Here is a 20,939-nt window from a genome sequence, read left to right on the forward strand (position 1 = left end):
GGCCGTGCGGGTCGCCGGGGCCCGGGGCCAGGCAGTCGAGGCGGCCGGGCGATGCGGCCGGAGGTTCTCCGCGGCCCCGCGGCGCGGCCGGCGCTACTCCAGGACGCGGCTGGCGCCCACCGGCAGGTCCCACAGGTGCTCGCGGGGCAGGCCGGCCCGCTCCCAGGCGGCCCGCACGCGCGTGAGGGGTTCCAGGACCGGTTCGGCCGAGAGCACGAAGGTGCCCCAGTGCATCGGGGCCATCCGGCGGGCGCCGAGGTCCTGCGCGGCCCGGACCGCCTCCTCGGGGTCGCAGTGGACGTCGCGCAGCCACCAGCGCGGGTCGTAGGCGCCGATGGGCAGCAGGGCGAGGTCGATGCCGGGGTGGCGGCGGCCGATGCGGGTGAACCAGTGGCCGTACCCGGTGTCCCCGGCGAAGTACACGCGGCCGCCGTCGGGTGCGGTGAGCACCCAGCCGCCCCACAGGGTGCGGCAGGTGTCGGTGAGGGTGCGCTTGGACCAGTGGTGGGCCGGTACGAAGTCGAAGCGGGTGCCGTGCAGTTCGGCCGCCTCCCACCAGTCCAGCTCGGTGACGCGGGTGAACCGGCGGCGGTGGAACCAGCCGGCGAGACCGGCCGGCACGAACACCGGGGTGTCGCGCGGGAGCCGGCGCAGCGTGGGAGCGTCCAGGTGGTCGTAGTGGTTGTGGCTGATGACCACCGCGTCGATGCGCGGCAGCGCGGTCCAGGCGACGCCGACGGGGGTGATCCTGGCCGGGGTGCCGAGGATGCGGCGGGACCAGACGGGGTCGGTGAGGACCGTGAGCCCGCCGATGCGCACCACCCAGCTGGCGTGGCCGGCCCAGGTGACGGCGATGGTGCGGGCGTCCACGCGGGGCAGCGGGCCGGGCGCGAAGGGCACCCGGGGGATGTCGGCGAGCCCCTCGCGGCCGGGCCGGACTGCACCCTCCCGGGCGAACCGGGCGACAGCTCCGAGGCCGGGCAGCGGGGCGGTGAGCCGGTCGTGGAAGGCGCGCGGCCACACCCGGCGTTCGGCCAGCGGCCGGGGCTCGGCGAGCGGCGGGCGGGGGGCGGACAGGGGTGCCGGGGCAGGCGGAGCGTCGGTGTCCTCGGTGGGGGTGCTGGTGCTCGTGGTCGACTCGGACTGCTGCGTCATCGAGGAGGCTCCCTATCGCCGAGCGTCGCGGAGATCGTCGAGGACCGACCTCAGGGTGGTCAGCGCGCCTTGCACGGAGGGCAGTTCCAACGGGTCGGGGGCGGTGAGGCATTCCGCGCGCTCCTCGTCCGTGGCACCCAGCAGGGCGGCGGTGGACAGGCGTACGCGCAGCGCGCCGAGGTGGTCGCCGAAGCGGTGGCCGCCCGGGGCGGGCATGCCGAGGCGCACGGCGAGGAAGTCCTCCAGTTCCTGGGCGTCGCCGACGCCGTGCGCGCCGAGGGCGGCGCGCAGCGGTTCCAGGTCGAGGTAGAGGTGGCGTCCGGCCCGCGGGGGCCGGGACAGCACGCCCGCGCCTACGGCGGCGGTGTGCGCGGCGGCGGCCACCCGCGCGTGCAGGCGTACGGCCGCCGCGCGGCGGTCGGTGAGCGGCTCGGGCTCGGCCAGGGCATAGGCCGCCGCGGCGGCGACCGGGGTGGCTACGCGGGCGCCGAGCGCGGTGAGCACGTCGAGCACGCGCGCGTGCAGGCCGTCCCCGGCGGTGGCGGACGCCGGGAAGCGGGCCACGGCGGCCGGCCAGCCCGGCGGCAGCAGCCCACCGGCCAGGTCGGTGACCACGGTGGCCCGCCCGGGCACCATCTCGGCAGGGCTGACCAGTACCGTCTCGTGCGGATCGTGCAGGGTGTCGCGCCAGGTCTCGTCGCTGAGCAGATGGAGCCCCTCTCCGACGGCGGCCTCGACGGTCTCGTGCAGCGCCTCGGGAGGGGTGACGGTGGCGGTGGGGTCGTCGGCGACGGACAGCACCAGCAGCCGCGGGTCGCCGCCCTCGGCACGGACCCGGTGCACGGTCTCCAGCAAGGCGTAGGGGTCGGGGACACCTCCGCTCTCGGCGGTCGTCGGGACGTGGAAGGCACGTCTGCCCAGCAGCCGGGCGTCCGGCACCCACCAGGCGGCGCAGGGGCGGGGCACCAGGACGTCGCCGCCGAGCGCGGCGGTCAGCGCCAGCAGCAGGGCGGGGGCACCGGGGGCGGCTGCGGTCTCGGCGGGCCGGGCGGGCAGGCCGCGGCGGCGCCAGTAGCCGCAGGCGGCGTCGAGGAGGGCGGGGCCGCCGCCGACCGGGTCGGCCTCGGCGCGGGCCGCGGCGCCGGAGAGCGCGGCGGAGAGCTCGGGCAGGACGGGCAGGCCGTCGCCCGGCAGAGGCGGCCCGTAGCGGACCGGGCCGTGGTCCTCGGGAGCCGCCTCGGGGGCCGTCCGCCGCATCCGTACCTCCGGGCCGTGAGTGGTGCTGCCGTCGCCGCCGGACCGTGTTCCCCGGTCGTGTCTGTCCGTACCCACCGTGCCGCCCGGCCATGGCCGGGATCCGGTGTGCGCTGTTCGCGGTCGCGCGTGCGGACCGCCGGTGGTCAGCGGTGTGCTCCGCGACCGCGACCGCGGAGCAGGCGGTGGGCTGCCAGCCCGCCCGCGCCCGCGATCAGGGCACCGCCCGCGACCAGGGCGGGCACCGAGTCGGTGAAGGCGCCGCCTGCGCCGGCGTGCACGCCCTGCGGGTGCGCCGTCTTCGCGCACGAGTGGTCCCGGAGCTCGGAACAGAGCGGCTCCGAGTACGCCGGCTCCGAGTACGCCGGCTCTGCGGCGCAGTCCACGCCGCTCCCCTTGTCGCCGCCCAGCTTGTCGCCAGCCTGCTTGCCGCCGCTCTCCATGTCGCTGCTCTGCTTGCCGCCACTCTGTTCGTCACCGCTCTGCTTGCCGCCGAGCCCACCGGACCGGGCGGGCTCCGGGCAGGCCGGCTCCGCGCAGGGGTCACCGGCGGCCTTGTCGCCGTGTTCGCCGGGCTGTACGGGCTTCGGACACGGCTCGGCGCCGCCGCTCACCCCGGTGACGGTGATCGTGGCGCTCCATGGCCTGCCCTCGCCGCCGGGCGCCCCCGGACAGGTCCCGTCCACGCTCCACCCCGAGTCGGGACCCGCGGCGGCCGGATCCCCCTCGAAGCTGTCGGCGGGGGCGAGCCGGGCGCTGCCGTGGTAGGCGGGGCCGGAGACGTCGCCGTCCTCGGCGGGTGCCTTGGGCAGTTCGACGGTTCCCTCGTCGAAGGCCTCCGAGACGGCGTCGAGGGTGTCCGGCGCGGTGCCGCCGGTCGCGGGGCAGGAGACCGAGACGGTGACGGTGCCGCCGGGTTCGACGGTGGCCGGGCTCACCTCGGCGGCCGGCTCCCCGGTGCCGGCCCGGTGCTCGGGGGCGACCGGCACCGGCAGGGGTTCCGGGTCGGCGCCGGGCCCCGCCAGGCCCGGCGCTGCGCCGGCCGTCAGAGCGGCACCGGCCAGGACGACGGCGGCGGACAGGGCACGGGCGGTGCGGCGCATGGGGCGGGCTCCTTCGCGCGACGGCTGCGGGGACACGGCACTCGCGCCCCCGCAGCCATCTCAGCCCGGTGTCCGCCGCCCCGCGCGCGGCCGTACCCCATTCGCGGGACGGGGAGCGCCGAGCGGGTGAGGAGTTCCGCGTCCACCGGGGTCCCCTCTCCGGCCGGAGACCCCCTCGCCCGCGGCGGGCACCTCGCCCGCCAGGGCCGCCTGCGGCGTCCTCAGGGCGACGGCGCGGGAGTTCCCGCCGGGCCGGGAGGAACGGCGGGAGGAACGGCGGGAGGAACGGCACTCGGGTCGGAGGGATCGGGCTGTGTCCCGGCGCTCGGCTCGTCGACCGGCAGAACCAGGTCCTCGTAACGGCCGAGCGCCAGCACCACGCCGAGCATGAGGACCGGGATGATCACCGCGAGCACCGCCATGGTCCTGTCCGTCCTTCCCGGGAGCAGGGATGGGGCGTGGGGGTGGCACCCGGGTTCCCGCCGGCCGACGGGCAAACCCGGCGGATCGATTCCGTGTCGGTGCCCGGTGTGCGGGTACGCGGGTGGCCACCCCGAGACGATCTGGAGGGAGCCATGCAGCGAGGCAGTGACCGGCTGAGTGTCCACCGCGACGACGAGATGAAGCACGAACTGCAGGGTCTGCTCCGGTCCGGGCACCCGACCCGCACCGAGGAGTGGCACGACCCGGAACCGACCGCCGAGGACGACCCCGAGGTCGCGCACGGTCCGGTGACGCCGAGCCGGGGGCCGACGTCCCTGGAGACGCTCCGGCTGGAGCTGGCCCGGACCCTGACCCGAGGCTCGTTCCCCGCCGGCCCGCGGGAGCTGGCCGGCGCCCTGCGCCGCGAACATGCGCCCGACGCCCTGGTCGAAGGCGTCGAGGGGCTGCCGCCGAGGGCGCACTACGCCACCGTCCAGGAGCTGGCCGAGGCGCTGACCGGTGCCGGTCCCCGGGGCGGGTAGCCCCGGGCGGGCCACACGAGAGGCCCGAACAGCACGAGCGGCACGGGAAGCACAGGAAGCACGAGAAGCACGAGAAGCACGAAGGGACGTACCGGCATCATGCGGATCGCGTTTCTGACCGCACGCGAGGGCGTCGAGCAGGTGGAGCTGACCCGGACGTGGCGGGCGGCGACGGACGCCGGTCACGAGCCGGTGCTCGTGTCCACACAGCCCGGCGAGATCCAGGCGTTCGATCACCTGGACAAGGCGGACAGGTTCCCGGTGGACGAGGTGGTCGGCGACACGTCGGCCGACGCGTTCGGCGGGCTGGTGCTGCCCGGTGGCGTGGCGGGCCCGGACTTCCTGCGGATGGACGACAAGGCCGTGGCGTTCGTCAGGGACTTCTGCGCGCAGGGCCGGCCGGTCGCCGCGATCTGCCACGCCCCCTGGACGCTGGTCGAGGCGGACGTCGTACGCGGCCGGGTGCTGACCTCGTGGCCGAGCCTGCGCACCGACATCCGCAACGCGGGCGGCACCTGGGTGGACGAGCAGGTGACGGTATGCGACCGCGGGCCCGGCAAGCTGATCACCAGTCGCAGGCCGCGCGATCTGAAGGCGTTCTGCGAGGCCTTCCTCGCGGAGTTCGCCGCTGCCGAGCGCTGAACGGAGAGGGCGGAGGCCGCTCAGCCCCCGGGCGTCGCCGACCGGCCGCCGCCGCGCTCCCGGGCGCCCTCGCGGGTACGGGCCGCGGCGACCGGGCGGCGCGGATTACGACGCAGCCACTCGCCCTCCAGCTGGGCCATACGCTCGTTGTGTGCCCGCAGCGCGTCGTTGGAACCGTAGAGCAGGGTGTCGTGGCGCGTGCGGTGGATCGTCTCCAGCTCCTTCATGAGCTGCTGGTCGTCCAGCCGCTCCGGATCCACTCCGGTCATGGTGCCGTCCCACGTGTCGTGTCCGTTCATGCGGTCCGGGTACCCGCCCCGGTGCACACCACCCCCGCGCGGCATCCGGGAGGGCACCATGGATCTCGCCTTTCTGCATCCACTCTACGAACATCCCGGCCCGTGGGCCTCGGTGTACGTGGACCTCTCCGGTGCGGAGGACACCGCCCGTGCCCGGGAGCTGACGGCGCGGGCGGTGGCCCGGGAACTGGCCGAGCAGGGGGCGGACGACGCGACCTGCCGGGCCGTGCGGGAGGCGCTGGACGAGCTGCGGCACTCCCCCGACCCGCACGGACGCGCCCTGTTCGCCCGCGCCGGGCAGGTGGTCCTGGACCCGCCGCTGGCCCGGCCGCCCAGGGGCGGCACCTCGGCCTGCTGGGCTCCGCTGCCGCATGTCGCACCGCTGCTGGAGCTGGCAGGCGAGGACCCGGTGTGCGTGGTGGCCTACATCGACCGCAGGGGCGCCGACTTCGAGCTGCGCAGCGGACTGGGCAGCCTGGACGCGGGCGGGGTGTCCGGCCGGCGGTGGCCGGTGCACCGTACCGCCACCGCCGACTGGTCGGAGCGCCGCTTCCAGCTGCGGGTGGAGAACACCTGGGAGCACAATGCGGCGGAGATCGCCGACGCGCTCGCGGTGTGCCAGGAGGAGACCCGTGCCGACCTGCTGATCCTGGTGGGCGACCTGCGGGAGCGGCGCTCCGTGCACGAGCGGCTGCCCCAGCGGCTGCAGGACCGGGTGGTGGAGGCCGCCGCCGGCACCGGCAGCCGGCTGCTGGACGACGAGGTGGAGCGGCTGCGCGGCGAGCATGTGCGGGCCCGGGCTCAGGCGGACCTGGACCGGTTCCGCGCCGCCCGCGCCCCCGACGCCGTCGGCCGGTCCGCCGCGGCGGAGGGGGTGCCGGCGCTGGTCGAGGCCGCGCGCGAGCACCGCATCGACGAGCTGCTCGTCCTCCCCGGCGGTCCGGACACGCACCGGGAGGTGTGGATCGGTGAGGACCCCGACCAGCTGGCGGTGCGCCGTACGGAGCTGAAGCCGCTCGGTGAGCAGCATGCCCGGTCGGCCCGTGCGGACGACGCGCTGCTGCGCTCGGCGGTGATGACGGGCGCGCCCGCGATCTCGGTGACCTCGGCCCTGCCGGAGAGCGCGGAGGAGGCACCGGTGGGCGGCCTGGGCGCGCTGCTGCGCTGGTCCTGAACGGCGTGCCCCGACCGCCCGCGCCCTGAACCCGCGTGGCCCGGACGGCCCGGGCCGGGTGCTCGGTCAGCGCACCCGCTCGACCCGGCGCTCGTCCCAGACCGGCCCGGGCGTCTCCCGGACCCGGCCGTCGCTGCCGAAGACCAGGTACCGGTCGAAGGAGCGGGCGAACCAGCGGTCGTGGGTGACCGCGAGCACCGTGCCGTCGAAGGCCTCGAGGCCCTCCTGGAGCGCCTCGGCGGACTCCAGGTCGAGGTTGTCGGTCGGCTCGTCGAGGAGGAGGGCGGTGACGCCCTGCAGTTCCAGCAGCAGGATCTGGAAGCGGGCCTGCTGGCCGCCGGAGAGCCGGCCGAAGGTCTGCTCGGCCTGCCCGGTCAGTTCGTAGCGGCGCAGCCGGGACATGGCCGCGCCGCGGTCCTGGGCGTGCTCGCGCCACAGGATGTCCAGCAGCGTCCGCCCCTCCAGTTCGGGGTGGGAGTGCGTCTGTGCGAAGTGCCCGGGCACCACCCGCGCGCCGAGCCGGAAGCCTCCGGTGTGCGCCACGTCGTCACCGGCCAGCAGCCGCAGGAAGTGGGACTTCCCGGAGCCGTTGGAGCCGAGGACGGCGACCCGCTCGCCGTAGAAGACCTCCAGGTCGAAGGGTTTCATCAGGCCGGTCAGCTCCAGCGCCTCGCAGGTGACGGCGCGGACCCCGGTGCGGCCGCCCTTGAGCCGCATCCGGATCTCCTGCTCGCGCGGCGGCTCGGGCGGCGGCCCGGCCTCCTCGAACTTGCGCAGCCGGGTCCGGGCGGCCTGGTAGCGGGAGGACATGTCGTCGCTGTTCGCGGCGGCCTGGCGCAGATTCAGCACCAGCTTCTTCAGCTGGGCGTGCTTCTCGTCCCAGCGGCGGCGCAGCTCCTCGAAACGGGCGAAGCGTTCGCGCCGGGCCTCGTGGTAGGTGGCGAAGCCGCCGCCGTGGATCCAGGCGTCGGCGCCCGCCGGGCCCGGTTCCACCGAGACGATCCGCTCGGCGGCGCGGGCGAGGAGCTCACGGTCGTGGGAGACGAACAGCACGGTCTTGCGGGTCTCGGCGAGCCGCTCCTCCAGCCAGCGCTTGCCGGGCACGTCCAGGTAGTTGTCGGGCTCGTCGAGCAGCAGCACCTCGTCGCTGCCGCGCAGCAGCGCCTCCAGCACCAGACGCTTCTGCTCGCCGCCGGACAGGGTGCGCACCTGGCGCCACTGCGCCTTGTCGTAGGGCACGCCGAGGGCGGCGGTGGCGCACATGTCCCACAAGGTCTCGGCCTCGTAGCCGCGGGCCTCGGCCCAGTCGGCGAGCGCCTGCGCGTATCCGAGCTGCGCGGCCTCGTCGTCGACGGTCATGATGGCGTGCTCGGCGGCGTCGACGCTCCGCGCGGCCTCGCGGACGCGTGGCGGCGCGACGGACACCAGCAGGTCGCGGACGGTGCTCTCGTCGCGGACCGAGCCCACGAACTGGCGCATCACGCCGAGGCCGCCGCCGACGGCGACGCTGCCGCCGTGCGGGGTGAGCTCCCCGGCGAGCAGCCGCAGCAGGGTGGTCTTCCCGGCACCGTTGGGTCCGACGAGGGCCGCGACGGTCCCCTCGCCCACCCGGAACGAGACATCGCCGAGCAGCGTCCTCCCGTCGGGCAGGTGGTACTCGAGATGCGCGGCTTCCAGGTGACCCATGGGAGGCGATTCTGCGGCGCGGCCGCGAGGGCGGGCAAGCGCTTTTCCGCGCACGCCGCAGAGCGCGGCGCCGCCCCCTCGACGTCCCGGGCGGCAAGGGTTCGGCAGGAAAGCGCGCGCAGGGGGTAGGCGGGTGACATGAGCCCCGACCTGGACCTCACCGTGACGAAACCCGGCCCGCATCCGCTCCGCAACGGCTTGCTGGAGCTGGACCGGCGGCTGTTCGCCGCGGTCGCCGCCCGGCACTGGCCCGGCGGTGACCGCCTGCTGCCACGGCTGAGCCGCAGCGCCGACCACGGTCTGCTGTGGTGCGCGGTGGCGGCGGCGCTGGCCGCGTCCCGCACCCCGCGGGCCCGTCGCGCAGCCGTGCGCGGCGCGGCGTCGCTGGGCCTGGCCTCGCTGGTCATCAACACCCTGGGCAAGCGCACGGTCCGCCGGCCCCGGCCGCTGCTGGACCCGGTGCCCCTGGTCCGGCAGTTGCAGCGGCAGCCGGTCACCACGTCCTTCCCGTCCGGGCACGCGGCGTCGGCCGCGGCGTTCGCCACCGGGGTGGCGCTGGAGTCGCCGGGCTGGGGCGCGGCGGTGGCCCCGCTGGCCGGCGCGGTCGCCCTGTCCCGCGTGTACACCGGGGTGCACTTCCCGAGCGATGTGCTGGCCGGGGCCGCACTCGGGGCGGGCGCCGCGCTCGCGGTCCGGGGTCTGGTGCCGACGCGGGCCGGGTCCGTGCCGCCCGCCCGGCCGCGCGCCGCGGTTCCGGCCCTGGAGGACGGCGACGGGCTGGTCATGGTCGCCAACATCGCCTCGGGCACCTCCGAACGGATCCGCGCCCTGTGCGACGCTCTGCCGAAGGCGGAGATCGTCGAGTGCGAACCGGGCGACGTCCAGCGGGAGCTGGAGGAGGCCGCGGGCCGTGCCCGGGTGCTGGGCGTGTGCGGCGGGGACGGCACCGTGAACGCCGCCGCCCGGATCGCCGTGCGGCGCGGGCTGGCGCTGGCGGTGCTGCCCGGCGGCACCCTGAACCACTTCGCCCACGACCTGGGCGTGGAGGACGTGCGGGACCTGTGCCGGGCCCTGGAGCGGGGCGAGGGCGTGCGGGTGGACGTGGGCCGGTTCACCACCGGCAGCCGGCGCGGGATCTTCCTCAACACCTTCAGCCTCGGGGTGTACCCGGAGCTGGTGCGGGAGCGGGAGCGCTGGGCACACCGGATCGGCGACTGGCCGGCCGGGGTGCTCGCGGCGGCGCGGGTGCTGCGGGCCGACCGGCATCCGCTGGAGGCGGAGGTGGGCGGTCGCAGGCGCCCGCTGTGGCTGCTGTTCGCGGGCAACGGGACGTACCACCGCATGGGTCTGGCGCCGGGGCGTCGGCTGGACCTGGCGGACGGCCGGCTCGACGTGCGGGTGGTGCACGGCGGCCGGCGGCCCGCGCTGCGACTGCTGTCGGCCGCCGTCGCCGGGCCGCTGACCCGCTCCCCGGCCCATGCCGCCGTGCAGGCGGGCCGGCTGCGGCTGTCCGGGATCGCGCCGGGGACGCTGCTGGCGTACGACGGCGAGATCACCGAGACCGAGGGCGATCTGACGGTGGAGAAGCTGCCGGAGGCGCTCACGGTGTACCGGCCGACGAGTACACCGACGCACCGTCAGTCCAGATAGTAAAACGCGAGTCTCATTATTCGGCGGCGGGCGTACGGTGATCACATCGCGTACGCCTACGGAGGGACCAGCGATGCCGAGGCCCGAGGAGACCGCCGTCTACACGCACGGGCACCACGAGTCCGTGCTCCGTTCGCACACCTGGCGCACCGCCGCCAACTCCGCCGGGTACCTGCTCGGCTCCCTGCGGCCCGGCATGCGGATCCTGGACGTCGGCTGCGGTCCGGGGACCATCACCGCGGACCTGGCGGCCCTGGTGCCGGACGGACACGTGACCGGCGTCGACCGCGCGCCGGAGATCCTGGACCGGGCGCGGGCCACGGCCGCCGAGAAGCGTCTGGCCAACGTGGACTTCGCGGTCGCGGACGTGCACGCCCTGGACCACCCGGACGACACCTTCGACGTCGTCCACGCCCACCAGGTGCTCCAGCACGTGGGCGACCCGGTGCAGGCGCTGCGCGAGATGCGGCGGGTGACCCGGCCGGGCGGGTTCGTCGCCGTGCGCGACGCGGACTACGCCGCGATGACCTGGTACCCGGCGTCACCGGGCCTGGACGACTGGCTGGATCTGTACCGCCGGGTGGCCCGCGCCAACGGGGGCGAGCCGGATGCCGGACGCCGGCTGCGGTCCTGGGCGCTGCGCGCCGGGTTCACCGAGGTCACGGCGACCTCCGGCGCCTGGACGTTCGCCACTCCCCGGGAGCGGCAGTGGTGGAGCGGACTGTGGGCGGACCGCACCGTGGCGTCGGACTATGCCGAGCGGGCCACGGAGGGCGGCCATGCCACCGCGGCTCGGCTGCGGGCGGTGGCGGCGGCCTGGCGGGAGTGGGCCGGGCGGGAGGGCGGCTGGTTCAGTGTGCTGCACGGCGAGATCCTGTGCCGGAAGGAGGCCTGACCGGCCCGGTCGCGGTGTCGTCCTCGCAGATGCTGTCCTCCCAGGTGCTGTCCGCACCGGCGAAGGAGTAGCCCGCCCAGGGTCCGGTGAGCTCCACCCGGATACCCGGGACCTCCCCCGTGCCCCGCTCCACATAGGCCACGAACTCCTCGGAGGACGTCCGCGGCACCAGGTAGGCGGCGTCGAGGACGGTCCGTCCGGCCCCGTCCTCAGCCCCGGTGCCGGCCCCGGTACCGGACGCCGCGGCCACGTCCGGCGCCGGGTGCTGCGGCGCCCGCAGCCGCGCGCCCTCCGCCCGGGCGGCCAGCGCCTCGTGCAGCCGGGCCGCGAACTCCTCGGCCGCGGCCCATCCCTGGGCGGGCTCCGCCTCCACGCGCACCCCGACCCGCCACTCCACCCGGCCGGCCAGCCGGTCCAGGGTGCGCCGGAAGCCGTCCTCCCGGCGTTCGATCATCACGCGGACGCCGCTGTCGTCCCGGAACACGGTGCCGGGCCGCAGCGGCAGCGGCGTGGTGACGACGGTGAGCGCGTCGACGACCTGCTGGTGGGCCCTGGCGGTCGCGGCCAGCCACGCCGGGTCCCGGAGGTGGGCCCGCAGCGGCTCCTCGGCGAAGTCCGGCTCGGGCACATGGCTGACCACGGCGACCAGACCGTGGTGGTGCAGCAGCCGGGGCGGATCGCCCGCGACGCCGGTCAGCTGGGACTGCAGGGCCGGTCCGAACGGCCGGCAGACGGCGTAGACGTACCGCAGTCCGGTCATCGTGCCTCCTTCGGTCCGGCCCGGCCGGGCCCGGCCGTCACGGGCGCGGAGCGGCCGGTTCGGCGGGGCCGGGCTCGACGAAGCTGTACGGCGGCAGCGGTCCGTCGACCCGCACGTCGAGATGGGGCAGGTCCCGGCGGACGCGTTCGACCGCGGCCAGGAAGCGTTCGGCCGCCGTCCGCTCCACCAGGAACGCCACATCGGCGAGCCGGCCCCCGGCGTCGGTGCCGACGGTCGCGTCCTCGGCCTCCGGCTCCAGGGCGCGGCGCAGCGCGGCATCGTCGCCGCCGGACCGCCGGCCGGCCGCGAGCCGGTACTCGACCCGCCCCTCCAGGGCCCGCAGCCGCTCCGTGTAGTGCTCGGCCCGCTCGGCGAGCACACCGGTGACCGCCCGGTCGTCGGGGGCGAGGCTGCCGAACCGCAGGGGCAGCACACAGCCGGCCGCGCTCGCTTCCGCGATCACCTGCTCGTGGGCGAGCAGTTCCCGGTCCTCCGGGCGCAGCCCCTCGGGGGCGTCGCTGACCAGCGCGGCCAGCGCGCCCTCGGTCAGGACGCGGACCGCACGCGGGGGTTCGCCGACGCCGCCCGTTCCCTCCGCGGGCGGGGGGTGCGAGCTCGCCGTGATGCCGTAGACGTACGTGCTCACTCCTGCTCCTCCGGTGGGGTCACGGGCGGGCCGGTGTCCTGTGGGTTCCGTGGGCGGCGGTACCGCCTCCCCTCCGCGTGTCCGCGAGTGTGGCGGCCAAACCTCCGCGGACGCGTGCGCCACCGGCGCCGCCCGGCGTCAGCCGCGGAGCGCGTCCAGCCGGCGCCGGGCCGGTCCCAGCGCCCGGCCGCGGCCCATGACCCCCGCCCAGGGCCTGGTACGGGCCTGGGCGACGGCGTCGGCGACGGTCCAGCTGCGGGCGTGCAGATCCGGGTCGTGCAGCTGGTCCCAGGTGACCGGGGTGGCCACGGGCGCGCCGGGCCGGGCGCGGACGGTGAAGGGCGCGACGGCGGTCTGTGCGTAGGCGTTGCGCTGGACGTCGAGGTAGAGGCGGTCGCCGCGGTCCTTCTTGCGGGCGGCGGTGGTGAGCTCCCCGGGGTGCGCGGCGGCCAGGGTGTCGGCGACGTCACGGGCGAACTCCCGTACCTCGTCGAAGTCCTGCTGCCCGGTCAGCGGCACCACCAGGTGCACGCCGCGGGAGCCGGTGGTCATCGGTGCGGACGGCAGGCGCAGCCGGTCGAGCAGCTCGCCGAGGAGGACGGCGGCCCGGCGGACCTCCTCGAAGTCGTCCCGGGCCGGGTCGAGGTCGAAGACCATCCGGTCGGGCCGGTCGATCCGGTCGGGCCGGTCGGCCTTCGACAGCCACCGGTGCAGGGTCAGGGAGGCCTGGCCGGCCAGGTAGACCAGGGTGGCGGTGTCGTCGCAGACGGTGTGCCGGACGGTGCCGCCCTCCTTGGGCACCTCGACGCGGGTGATCCAGTCCGGAAAGCTGTCGGGGGTGTTCTTCTGCATGAAGCGGGGTCCGTCGAGGCCGTCCGGATGCCGCTCCAGCATCAGCGGGCGGCCCCGCAGATGCGGCAGCATGTACGGGGCGACGGCCCGGTAGTACGCGACGAGGTCGCCCTTGGTGTACTCCTCGGCGGCACCGTCCCCGGCCGGGAAGAGCACCTTGTCCGGCCGGCGGATCTCGACCGTGCGCCGCCCGGCCCGCACGGTCGGCACCGGGTCCCGGCTCACGGCACGACCGCCTCCTCCACCAGCAGCCGCCCGGCCACCGCGATCGACTCGGCGTCGATGCCGGCGGCGTGCAACTGCTCGTCGGGCGCGGCCGAGCCCGGCATCGTGCGGACGGCGAGCCGCACCAGCCGGGGCACCGGCCTGCCGTCGGTGAACGCGTCCAGCACCGCGTCGCCGAGGCCGCCCTCCGGATGGTGGTCCTCCACGGTCAGCAGACAGCCGGTGTCCTCGGCGGCCCCGCGCAGGGTGGCGGCGTCCACCGGCTTGACCGAGTACAGGTCGATCACCCGGACCTGGATGCCCTCCTGGTCCAGCGCGTCCGCGGCGGCGAGCGCCTCGGGCACGGTGACCCCGGCCGCGACGACCGTCATCCGGTCCCGGCCGGAGGAGCGCAGCACCTTGCAGCCGCCGACCGGGAACTCCTCGTCGGGGCCGTACAGCACCTCGCTGCCGCCCCGCGAGGTGCGCAGGTAGCGGATGCCGTCCAGGTCCGCCGTCGCCGCGACGAGCTGTGCGGTCTGGTTGGCGTCGCAGGGGTACAGCACCGTCGAGCCGTGCACGGCGCGCATCATCGCGAGGTCCTCCAGACCCATCTGGCTGGGCCCGTCCCGGCCGATGGCGACGCCGGCGTGGGAGCCGACCAGGTTGATGCCGGAGCCGCTGACGGAGGCCATGCGCACGAAGTCGTACGCGCGGGTCAGGAACGCGGCGAAGGTGACGGCGTACGGCAGCCAGCCGCGGGTGGCCATCCCGACCGCGGCGGCGACCATCTGCTGCTCGGCGATGTAGCACTCGAAGTAGCGCTCCGGATGCTCCTTGGCGAACGCCTCGGCGCGGGTGGAGTCGCCGACCTCGCCGTCCAGGGCGACGACCTCACCGCGGGCGGTGCCGAGCGCGGCCAGCGCCCGGCCGAAGGCGTCGCGGGTGGCGACCTGCTCGCCCGGTTTCCAGCGGGGCAGCTCCACCTGACCGGTGCCCACGGTGTGCAGCGACCGGGTGGGGGGCGGCTCCTGCACCCGGACCCGCAGGGTTCCGGCGCCGCCGAGTTCGGCGACGGCGCCGTCGGAGTCCTGCAGCGGCTTGCCGTGCAGTCCCTCGCGGTCCTCGGCGTCCGCGACCCCCCTGCCCTTGAGGGTGCGGGCGATGACCGCCGTGGGCCGGCCCCGGGTGACGGCGGCCTCCCGGTAGGCCCGGTCGACGGCGTCGACGTCATGGCCGTCGACCTGCACGGTGTGCCAGCCGAAGGCCTCGAAGCGGCGGGCCCAGGCGTCGAGGTCGTGGCCGTGGCGGGTGGGGCCGCGCTGGCCGAGCCGGTTCACGTCGAGAACGGCGATGAGGTTGTCGAGGTGTTCGTGCCCGGCGTGCTCGGCGGCCTCCCACACCGAGCCCTCGGCCAGCTCGCTGTCGCCGCACAGCACCCACACCCGGTACGCCGCGCGGTCCAGCCGCTTGCCGGCCAGCGCGATGCCGACCCCGACCGGCAGGCCCTGGCCCAGCGATCCGGTGGCCGTCTCGATCCACGGCAGGCGCCGCGGCGTGGGATGGCCCTCCAGCCGGCTGCCCAGCCTGCGGAAGGTGAGCAGTTCCTCGTCGTCGACGACTCCGGCGGCCTTGTAGGCGGAGTAGAGCAGGGGGGAGGCGTGGCCCTTGGAGAGGATGAAGCGGTCGTTACCGGGGTGGTCGGGGCGCTCGAAGTCGTAGTGCAGATGGTTCGCGAGGAGTACGGCCATCAGGTCAGCCGCGGACATCGAGGACGTGGGGTGCCCCGAGCCCGCCGCGGCCGCGGAGCGCACGCTGTCCACGCGCAGCTGCCGGCCGAGTTCGACGAGTTCCTCGGTGTTCATGAGTCTCCTTTCGGCGGGTCGTCCTCTCCGGGCGGGTCGAGCGGCTGGTTCCTGGCGGGTTCCCCGTCGGGCTGGTTCTTCGCGGGCTCACCGCCGGGCTGGTTCTTGGCGGGCTCGCCCCCGGGCTGGGTCTGCGCAGCCTCCCGCCCGGGCGGCTTCCCGGCCCGGGGTGGCTTCCCCGGGGGCGGCTTCCCCGCCGGCTCCCGGCCCGCCCCGGGCCGCCTCCCGGGGCCTCCCGGTACCCGCGCCACCTCCGGCGACGCCGACTCCAGCGGCACCGACCAGGACCGGACCAGGCCCAGCTGGACGGCCTGGCGGGGCAGGACCGCGTCCAGCAGCCAGTCCGCGGCGACCCGGACCCGGTTGCCGGGCATCGACGCCAGGTGGTAACCGCGGGTGACCGCGCCCGCCACCGGGCCGGACAGGGGGACGCCCAGCGGATCGGCGGCGGCCTCGGCCCCGCCCAGGTCCACCACGAAACCCAGGTCGCGGTGGCGGTAGACACGCTGGTCTCCGGCGCCCAGCGACGCGGCGACGTTCTGCGCGCACACCCGGCCGTGCCGCCAGGCGTGCTGCGCGGTCATCGGCGTGTACCCGCCGGGATTGTGCAGATCGGGCACCGCGGCGACGTCACCGCAGGCGAACAGTTCGGGATGCCCCGGCACCTGCAGATACGGGTCGACGAGCAGCCGCCCCTGCTCCAGGGGCAGCCCCAGCGACTCCACGAGCGGGTCTGGGCGTACGCCCACGCACCACACCAGAGTGCGGGTGTCGACCGCGGCGCCGTCGGTGAGCAGGACGCCGTCGTGGGTGGCCTCCTGCACCGAGGTCCCCATCCGCACGTCCACGCCGCGCCGGCGCAGCACCCGATCGGCGGTCCGCGAGAGCCGTTCGTCCATCTCGGGCAGCACCCGGTCGGCGACGTCCAGCAGCATCCAGCGCGGCCGCATGCCCGTGCGCAGCGGGTGCCTGCGGACCTGTGCGTCCGTGAACATCTGGCCGTGCGCGGCCACCTCCGTACCGGTGTAGCCGGCGCCGACCACCACGAAGGTGCAGCGGGCGGCGCACTCCTCCCGGTCCGCCGCGGTGGCCAGCTCCACCTGCCGGGTCACGTGGTCGCGCAGGTAGAGCGCCTCCGGCAGCCCGCGGAAGCCGTGGGCGTGCTCCGCGACGCCGGGGATCGGCAGCAGCTTGTTGACACTGCCGGCGGCCAGCACCAGCCGGTCGAAGCGCAGGTCGCCCTCTCCGCCCTCGGGGCCGGTGTAGTGCACCGTGCGCCCGTCGAGGTCGATGCGGTAGGCGTCGCCGAGCACCAGCCGGACGCGGGGCAGCGTGCCGGAGAGGGACACGGTGACCCGGCGCGGCTCCAGGATCCCGGCGGCCACCTGGGGCAGCAGGGGCAGATACAGAAAGTAGTCGGTCGGGTTGAGCAGGGTGATGTCCGCCTGGCGCCGGGTGAGCCGGGACAGGGTGCGGGCCGTCCGGTACCCGGCGAAGCCGGCGCCGACGATCACGATGCGGGGTCGGCTCACGTTTCGCCTCCGGGCTGTCGTGTAGCTCGTGAGCCTTCCGCGTCCCCGTGAGCGGGGCACCCAAACGTGGCGCGGCCGCGACCGGCGCGGACCCGGCGCACCGACCAGGCCGCACGCCCCCGGGCGGCGGCCGTGGATCTCTCCCGCCCGGCCCCCAACTAGGCTCTCCCGCATGGACATTCTCGGAGCCACGCTGCGCATCTACGTCGACGACCTGGACCAGGCGATCCCGTTCTACGAGGGCCTCGCCGGGGGCCGCGCCCACCGCTTCGAACGCGGTGGTGTCGAGGTGGCCGCGGTCGGCTGCTTCCTGCTGATGAGCGGGCCCGAGGAACAGCTGTCGCTGCTGCGCAGGGTCGCGGCGACGGTCGCGGTCACGGACGTCGAGGAGGCGTGCCGGGTGCTCGGCGGACTGGGCGCCGACATCATCGCCGGCCCGGTCGCCACCCCGGCCGGCCGCAATCTGATCGCCCGTCACCCCGACGGAGCGGTCTACGAGTACGTGGACCGCCGCGGCTGAGCCGTGCGGGCCCAGCGCTGGTGGTCGCGCCAGGCCCCGTCGATGAAGAGGAAGTCCGGCGAGAAGCCCTCGAGCCGGAAACCGCAGGCGCGGGCCAGGGCGATGGACGCGGCGTTGCCGGGCTGGACGTTGATCTCCAGGCGGTGCAGCCGCATCGATCCGAAGGCGTGTTGCACCACGAGGTCCAGCCCCTCCCGCAGCAGTCCGCGGCCCGCCGCGTGCGCGAAGGCGCCGTAGCCCAGCGCCCCGCTGAGGAAGGCGCCCTCGACGATGTTGTTGACGGTGATGAATCCGGCGATGCCGCCGCCGCTCGTCTCGCACACCAGGAATCCGGCCTTGGTGGGGTCCTCGATCAGCCGGCGGGCGTACGCGGTGTACGCCTCGGTGCTGTCCGGCGGGAACAGCCAGGGACGGTGCAGCTCCCTGCTCTCCCGGGCGCGGGCGGTGAACTCGGCACCGTCCGCATAGGTGAAGCGGCGTATACCCACCCGGGGGCCTTCGGCGAGGTGACGGGACGCGCTGTGCGGCATCCCGTCACCCTAGGGCCTGCGCGGCGGATCCGCCCCGGTCCGCCGACGCCCGTCGCTCGCCGCGATCACGCACCGCAGTCGGTCCCCCTGGTCGTTGCGGTGCACGATCCCGGGGAGGGTGCCGGTGAACGGTTCGGTCACCTCGGCCGCCCCGATGTCGCAGGGCGCCGGGTCCGGCAGTCCGCCGGCGCGGGCCACGGTGCTCTCCGGGTGGCTGGTGGGGCAGAGGTTCGACGAGGCGGGTGGCCGGGCCCGCAGGCGGTGCGGCCGCCGGCGCCGTTCAGCGCAGCGCCGGTTCGTCCAGCGTCAGCGTGCCCGCCTCCGCGTCCAGCTCGGCGCCGACACCGAAGGGCACGGTGAGCGCCCCCGCACCGTGGCCGAAGCCGAACTGCTCCGCCACGGGCACCCCGAGGCCGCCCAGCCGGTCGGCGAGCATCGGCCGCAGCCGCTCGTACGGTCCGCACTCCTCCCAGGAGCCGAGCAGCACCCCGCGCACCCCGTCGAGCCAGCCGGCCCGCAGCAGCTGGGTGAGACACCGGTCCAGCCGCTACGGCTCCTCGCCCACGTCCTCCAGGCAGAGCAGCCCGCCGTACGCGGATCGCCGGGCGTGCGGGGTGCCGAGATCGGCGGCGAGCAGGCTCAGGCAGCCGCCGAGGGTGACCCCGCGGGCCCGGCCGGGGACCAGGGCCGTGCCGCTGCCGGAGACGACGGTGCGGACCGTCTCCGGGGCGAACAGGGTGGCCCGCAGATGCTCCTGGGCCCGGGCGTTCTTCAGGAAGTCGACGCCGGCCGCCATCGGACCGTGCAGGGTGGCCAGGCCCAGCCGGACGGCGAACGCCTCGTGCAGCGCGGTGATGTCGCTGAAGCCGACGAACACCTTCGGCCCGGCCGCGCGCAGCGCGTCCCAGTCCAGCAGCTCGGCCATCCGCTGGGCGCCGTAGCCGCCGCGGGCGCACAGCACCGCGTCGACGGCCGGGTCGCACCAGGCGGCCTGGAGGTCGGCCGCACGGTCGGCGTCCGCGCCCGCCAGATAGCCGAACGTGCCGTGCCGGTCCAGCACATGGGGCGCCACCACCGGGTCGAGGTCCCAGCCCCGCAGCACGTCGAGCCCGGCCTCCAGCCGCTCCTCGGGCACCGGGCCGCTGGGTGCGACGACGGCCACCCGGGCGCCGGGGGCGAGCCGGGCGGGTCGCGTCAGCTCCGGCACGTCGGGGCCGCTCGTCCGGGTCCGCGTGCTCACTTGGTCAGTTCCAGGGTCGGCACGCCGCGCGGGTTCAGCCCGAACACCTGGGCGTACAGCGACAGTTCGGCCTCCAGGGCGCGGACCATGGTCTCCGCGCGCCGGAACCCGTGTCCCTCGCCCTCGAAGGCGAGATACGCGTGCGGCACTCGCCGGCCCGCCATCCGGGCGAGGAACCGCTCGCACTGCACGGGCGGGCAGATCACGTCGTCCAGCCCCTGGAGCAGCAGGAACGGCGCGGTGATCCGGTCGGCGTGCCCGGTGGGCGAACGCTCCGCGTACCGGCCGGGCACCTCGGCGTACGGCCCGATCAGCGTCTCCAGATAGCGGGACTCGAAGTCGTGGGTCTCGCCCTCGCTCCAGCCGGTCAGATCGAGCACGGGGTAGATGATGGTGCCGCAGGCGTAGACGTCGGTCGTGGCCAGCGACGCGGCGGCGGTCCAGCCGCCCGCGCTGCCGCCACGCACGGCGAGCCGGCCGCGGTCCGCGGTGCCCTCGTCGGCGAGGGCGAGGGCGACCGCGGCGCAGTCCTCGACGTCGACCACGCCCCACTGGCCGCGCAGCCGGTTGCGGTACTCCCGGCCGTGCCCGGTGGAACCGCCGTAGTTGACCTCGGCGACACCGATGCCGCGCGAGGTGAAGTAGGCGATCTCCAGGTCGAGCACGAGCGGCGACCGGCCGGTGGGTCCGCCGTGCGCCCACACGACGTAGGGCGGCAGCTCCCCGCCGGGCGCGACGCAGCCGGGGTTGTGCGGCGGGTAGACGTGGGCGTGGATCTCGCGTCCGTCGGGGCCGGTGAAGGTGCGGATCTGGGGTTCGGGGTAGTGGGCGGGGTCGACGGCGTCGTCGTGCGGGGCGCCGATCACCCGGGCGTGGCCGGTGCGGGCGTCCAGTTCCACCACCTCGTAGGCGCTGCGCGGGCTGGCGCCGACGGCGGCCACCCGCTCGCCGAGCACCGCGAGCGCGGGCGCGAACTCGGTCCAGGGACCGGCCGCGTCGACGACCTCGCCGGTCTCCGGGTCCAGGATGCCGAGGGCGGTGGCGCCGCGGCCGTGCACGACGGCGATCAGCCCGCTGTCGAGCGGGGCGAACCAGCGCCGGCCGAGCTTCCACAGCGGCCCGCCGAACTCCTCCTGGCGCGGGCACACCGGGCGGCCGTCGCGGTAGAGGTTCCACCAGCCGGTGCGGTCCGAGGCGTACAGCAGAGCGCCGTCGGGGGCCCAGTCGACCTGGGCGACCGACTCCTCCGGGCCGCCCGCGAGGGTCGTGGGTTCCCCGAAGGTGCCACCCGGGCCGATCTCGGCGACCAGCAGTTCGGTGCCGTCCCAGGGCATCCGCGGATGGTCCCAGGCGAGCCAGGCCGCCCGCCGCCCGTCCGGTGCGAGCCGGGGTCCGGTGACGAACCGGTGCCGGTCGTCGGTGAGTTCCCGTACGGCGTCCCGGTCGCCGGCGGCCGAGCCGTCCAGCGGCACGGCCGCGAGGACCCGGCGCACGTCGGAGGGGCCGTCGCCGGTGAACTCCTCCAGGACGCACCACACCTCGCCATGCTCGGCCAGGATCTGCGGCTCCGCCCAGCGCAGCCCGCCGCCCACCGGCGAGACGGGGGTCAGCGGACGCGGCTCCTCCCCCGGGCCCGGCCGCAGCGCGTACAGCCGCTGGTCGGCGAAGTTCGCGAACACCACCAGCGGCCCGTCCGCCGTCATCAGCCCGGTCCAGGGCCGGCCGCCGTACTCGATGACGCGGGTGCGCACGTTCCACGGGGCCGCGAGCACCGGTTCCGCGGTGCCCTCGGCGCGCCGCCGCACCAGGGTGCGCCGCCCGCCCTCGGTGGGGCGGGGCTCGGTCCACCACACCTCGTCGCCGACGAAGCCCACGTCCTCGGGGCGCCCGTCGTGCGCGGCGGCGAGCACCGCGTCGATCGGCGAGGGCCACGCTCCGTACGCCAGGGTCCGCACCGTCTCCCCCAC

20 protein-coding genes and 1 pseudogene are annotated in these 20,939 nt (G+C 75.8%); 6 read left to right on the forward strand and 15 right to left on the reverse strand.

Features of this window, described 5'->3' with window-relative positions; all coding sequences use genetic code 11:
• Positions 1-93: 93 nt before the first annotated feature.
• From V5O46_RS03100 to V5O46_RS03115, 4 genes are all read right to left on the reverse strand, one after another.
• On the reverse strand, positions 94-1,155 hold the full coding sequence (locus V5O46_RS03100; protein ID WP_332882824.1) for an MBL fold metallo-hydrolase: 1,062 nt from the start codon (positions 1,153-1,155) through the stop codon (positions 94-96).
• Positions 1,156-1,167: 12 nt separating this feature from the next.
• Complete coding sequence (locus V5O46_RS03105; protein WP_332882825.1) at positions 1,168-2,412, reverse strand: aminotransferase class I/II-fold pyridoxal phosphate-dependent enzyme; 1,245 nt, start codon at positions 2,410-2,412, stop codon at positions 1,168-1,170.
• A gap of 143 nt (positions 2,413-2,555) precedes the next feature.
• A complete protein-coding gene (locus V5O46_RS03110) occupies positions 2,556-3,512 on the reverse strand; it encodes a hypothetical protein (protein WP_332882826.1) in 957 nt (318 codons plus the stop codon).
• 221 nt (positions 3,513-3,733) lie between these two features.
• On the reverse strand, positions 3,734-3,934 hold the full coding sequence (locus tag V5O46_RS03115) for a hypothetical protein (RefSeq protein ID WP_332882827.1): 201 nt from the start codon (positions 3,932-3,934) through the stop codon (positions 3,734-3,736).
• 153 nt (positions 3,935-4,087) lie between these two features.
• Here V5O46_RS03115 and V5O46_RS03120 point away from each other — a divergent pair, with 153 nt between their 5' ends.
• Together V5O46_RS03120 and V5O46_RS03125 are read left to right on the forward strand one after the other, a co-directional pair.
• Complete coding sequence (locus V5O46_RS03120; RefSeq protein WP_332882828.1) at positions 4,088-4,477, forward strand: DUF2795 domain-containing protein; 390 nt, start codon at positions 4,088-4,090, stop codon at positions 4,475-4,477.
• 99 nt (positions 4,478-4,576) lie between these two features.
• Entirely contained in the window at positions 4,577-5,119 is a 543-nt protein-coding gene (locus V5O46_RS03125; RefSeq protein WP_332882829.1) for a type 1 glutamine amidotransferase domain-containing protein, read from the forward strand.
• 20 nt (positions 5,120-5,139) lie between these two features.
• On the opposite strand, the gene V5O46_RS03130 is transcribed toward V5O46_RS03125, so the two are convergent.
• Positions 5,140-5,418 (reverse strand): DUF6158 family protein, encoded by a 279-nt coding sequence (locus V5O46_RS03130; RefSeq protein WP_332882830.1) that lies wholly within the window; start codon positions 5,416-5,418, stop codon positions 5,140-5,142.
• 58 nt (positions 5,419-5,476) lie between these two features.
• Here V5O46_RS03130 and V5O46_RS03135 point away from each other — a divergent pair, with 58 nt between their 5' ends.
• Complete coding sequence (locus V5O46_RS03135; protein WP_332882831.1) at positions 5,477-6,592, forward strand: baeRF2 domain-containing protein; 1,116 nt, start codon at positions 5,477-5,479, stop codon at positions 6,590-6,592.
• Between the two features lie 66 nt (positions 6,593-6,658).
• Here V5O46_RS03135 and V5O46_RS03140 read toward each other — a convergent pair whose 3' ends face one another.
• On the reverse strand, positions 6,659-8,278 hold the full coding sequence (locus V5O46_RS03140; RefSeq protein ID WP_332882832.1) for an ABC-F family ATP-binding cassette domain-containing protein: 1,620 nt from the start codon (positions 8,276-8,278) through the stop codon (positions 6,659-6,661).
• A gap of 138 nt (positions 8,279-8,416) precedes the next feature.
• Here V5O46_RS03140 and V5O46_RS03145 point away from each other — a divergent pair, with 138 nt between their 5' ends.
• Both V5O46_RS03145 and V5O46_RS03150 read left to right on the forward strand, forming a co-directional pair.
• A complete protein-coding gene (locus tag V5O46_RS03145; protein ID WP_332882833.1) occupies positions 8,417-9,928 on the forward strand; it encodes a bifunctional phosphatase PAP2/diacylglycerol kinase family protein in 1,512 nt (503 codons plus the stop codon).
• A gap of 73 nt (positions 9,929-10,001) precedes the next feature.
• Entirely contained in the window at positions 10,002-10,823 is an 822-nt protein-coding gene (locus V5O46_RS03150) for a class I SAM-dependent methyltransferase (RefSeq protein ID WP_332882834.1), read from the forward strand.
• Here the strand turns inward: V5O46_RS03150 and V5O46_RS03155 are convergent.
• From V5O46_RS03155 to V5O46_RS03175, 5 genes are all read right to left on the reverse strand, one after another.
• Complete coding sequence (locus tag V5O46_RS03155; RefSeq protein WP_332882835.1) at positions 10,780-11,583, reverse strand: GvpL/GvpF family gas vesicle protein; 804 nt, start codon at positions 11,581-11,583, stop codon at positions 10,780-10,782. The genes V5O46_RS03150 and V5O46_RS03155 overlap by 44 nt on opposite strands.
• A gap of 37 nt (positions 11,584-11,620) precedes the next feature.
• The gene (locus V5O46_RS03160) at positions 11,621-12,229 is read right to left on the reverse strand and encodes a GvpL/GvpF family gas vesicle protein (RefSeq protein WP_332882836.1); all 609 of its coding nucleotides are present in this window, start codon (positions 12,227-12,229) and stop codon (positions 11,621-11,623) included.
• Between the two features lie 138 nt (positions 12,230-12,367).
• Complete coding sequence (ligD, locus tag V5O46_RS03165) at positions 12,368-13,306, reverse strand: non-homologous end-joining DNA ligase (protein ID WP_332882837.1); 939 nt, start codon at positions 13,304-13,306, stop codon at positions 12,368-12,370.
• The gene (locus tag V5O46_RS03170; protein WP_332882838.1) at positions 13,303-15,150 is read right to left on the reverse strand and encodes a transketolase; all 1,848 of its coding nucleotides are present in this window, start codon (positions 15,148-15,150) and stop codon (positions 13,303-13,305) included. The genes ligD and V5O46_RS03170 overlap by 4 nt, the downstream gene beginning before the upstream one ends.
• A complete protein-coding gene (locus tag V5O46_RS03175; RefSeq protein ID WP_332882839.1) occupies positions 15,147-16,682 on the reverse strand; it encodes an NAD(P)/FAD-dependent oxidoreductase in 1,536 nt (511 codons plus the stop codon). The genes V5O46_RS03170 and V5O46_RS03175 overlap by 4 nt, the downstream gene beginning before the upstream one ends.
• 172 nt (positions 16,683-16,854) lie before the next feature.
• Here V5O46_RS03175 and V5O46_RS03180 point away from each other — a divergent pair, with 172 nt between their 5' ends.
• A complete protein-coding gene (locus V5O46_RS03180; protein ID WP_332882840.1) occupies positions 16,855-17,202 on the forward strand; it encodes a VOC family protein in 348 nt (115 codons plus the stop codon).
• Here V5O46_RS03180 and V5O46_RS03185 read toward each other — a convergent pair.
• From V5O46_RS03185 to V5O46_RS03200, 4 genes and pseudogenes are all read right to left on the reverse strand, one after another.
• Positions 17,175-17,732 (reverse strand): GNAT family N-acetyltransferase, encoded by a 558-nt coding sequence (locus V5O46_RS03185; protein WP_332882841.1) that lies wholly within the window; start codon positions 17,730-17,732, stop codon positions 17,175-17,177. The genes V5O46_RS03180 and V5O46_RS03185 overlap by 28 nt on opposite strands.
• Before the next feature lie 9 nt (positions 17,733-17,741).
• Positions 17,742-17,930 carry a hypothetical protein gene (locus V5O46_RS03190; protein WP_332883216.1) on the reverse strand — a complete coding sequence of 63 codons (189 nt, stop codon included), beginning with the start codon at positions 17,928-17,930 and terminating at the stop codon, positions 17,742-17,744.
• An 82-nt stretch (positions 17,931-18,012) separates the two neighbouring features.
• Positions 18,013-18,939 (reverse strand): annotated as a pseudogene (locus V5O46_RS03195) (S66 peptidase family protein).
• A 29-nt stretch (positions 18,940-18,968) separates the two neighbouring features.
• On the reverse strand, positions 18,969-20,939 hold the full coding sequence (locus V5O46_RS03200; RefSeq protein ID WP_332882842.1) for a prolyl oligopeptidase family serine peptidase: 1,971 nt from the start codon (positions 20,937-20,939) through the stop codon (positions 18,969-18,971).

Origin of the sequence: Streptomyces poriticola (genome assembly GCF_036689765.1) — a bacterium.
Lineage (GTDB): Bacteria > Actinomycetota > Actinomycetes > Streptomycetales > Streptomycetaceae > Streptomyces > Streptomyces poriticola.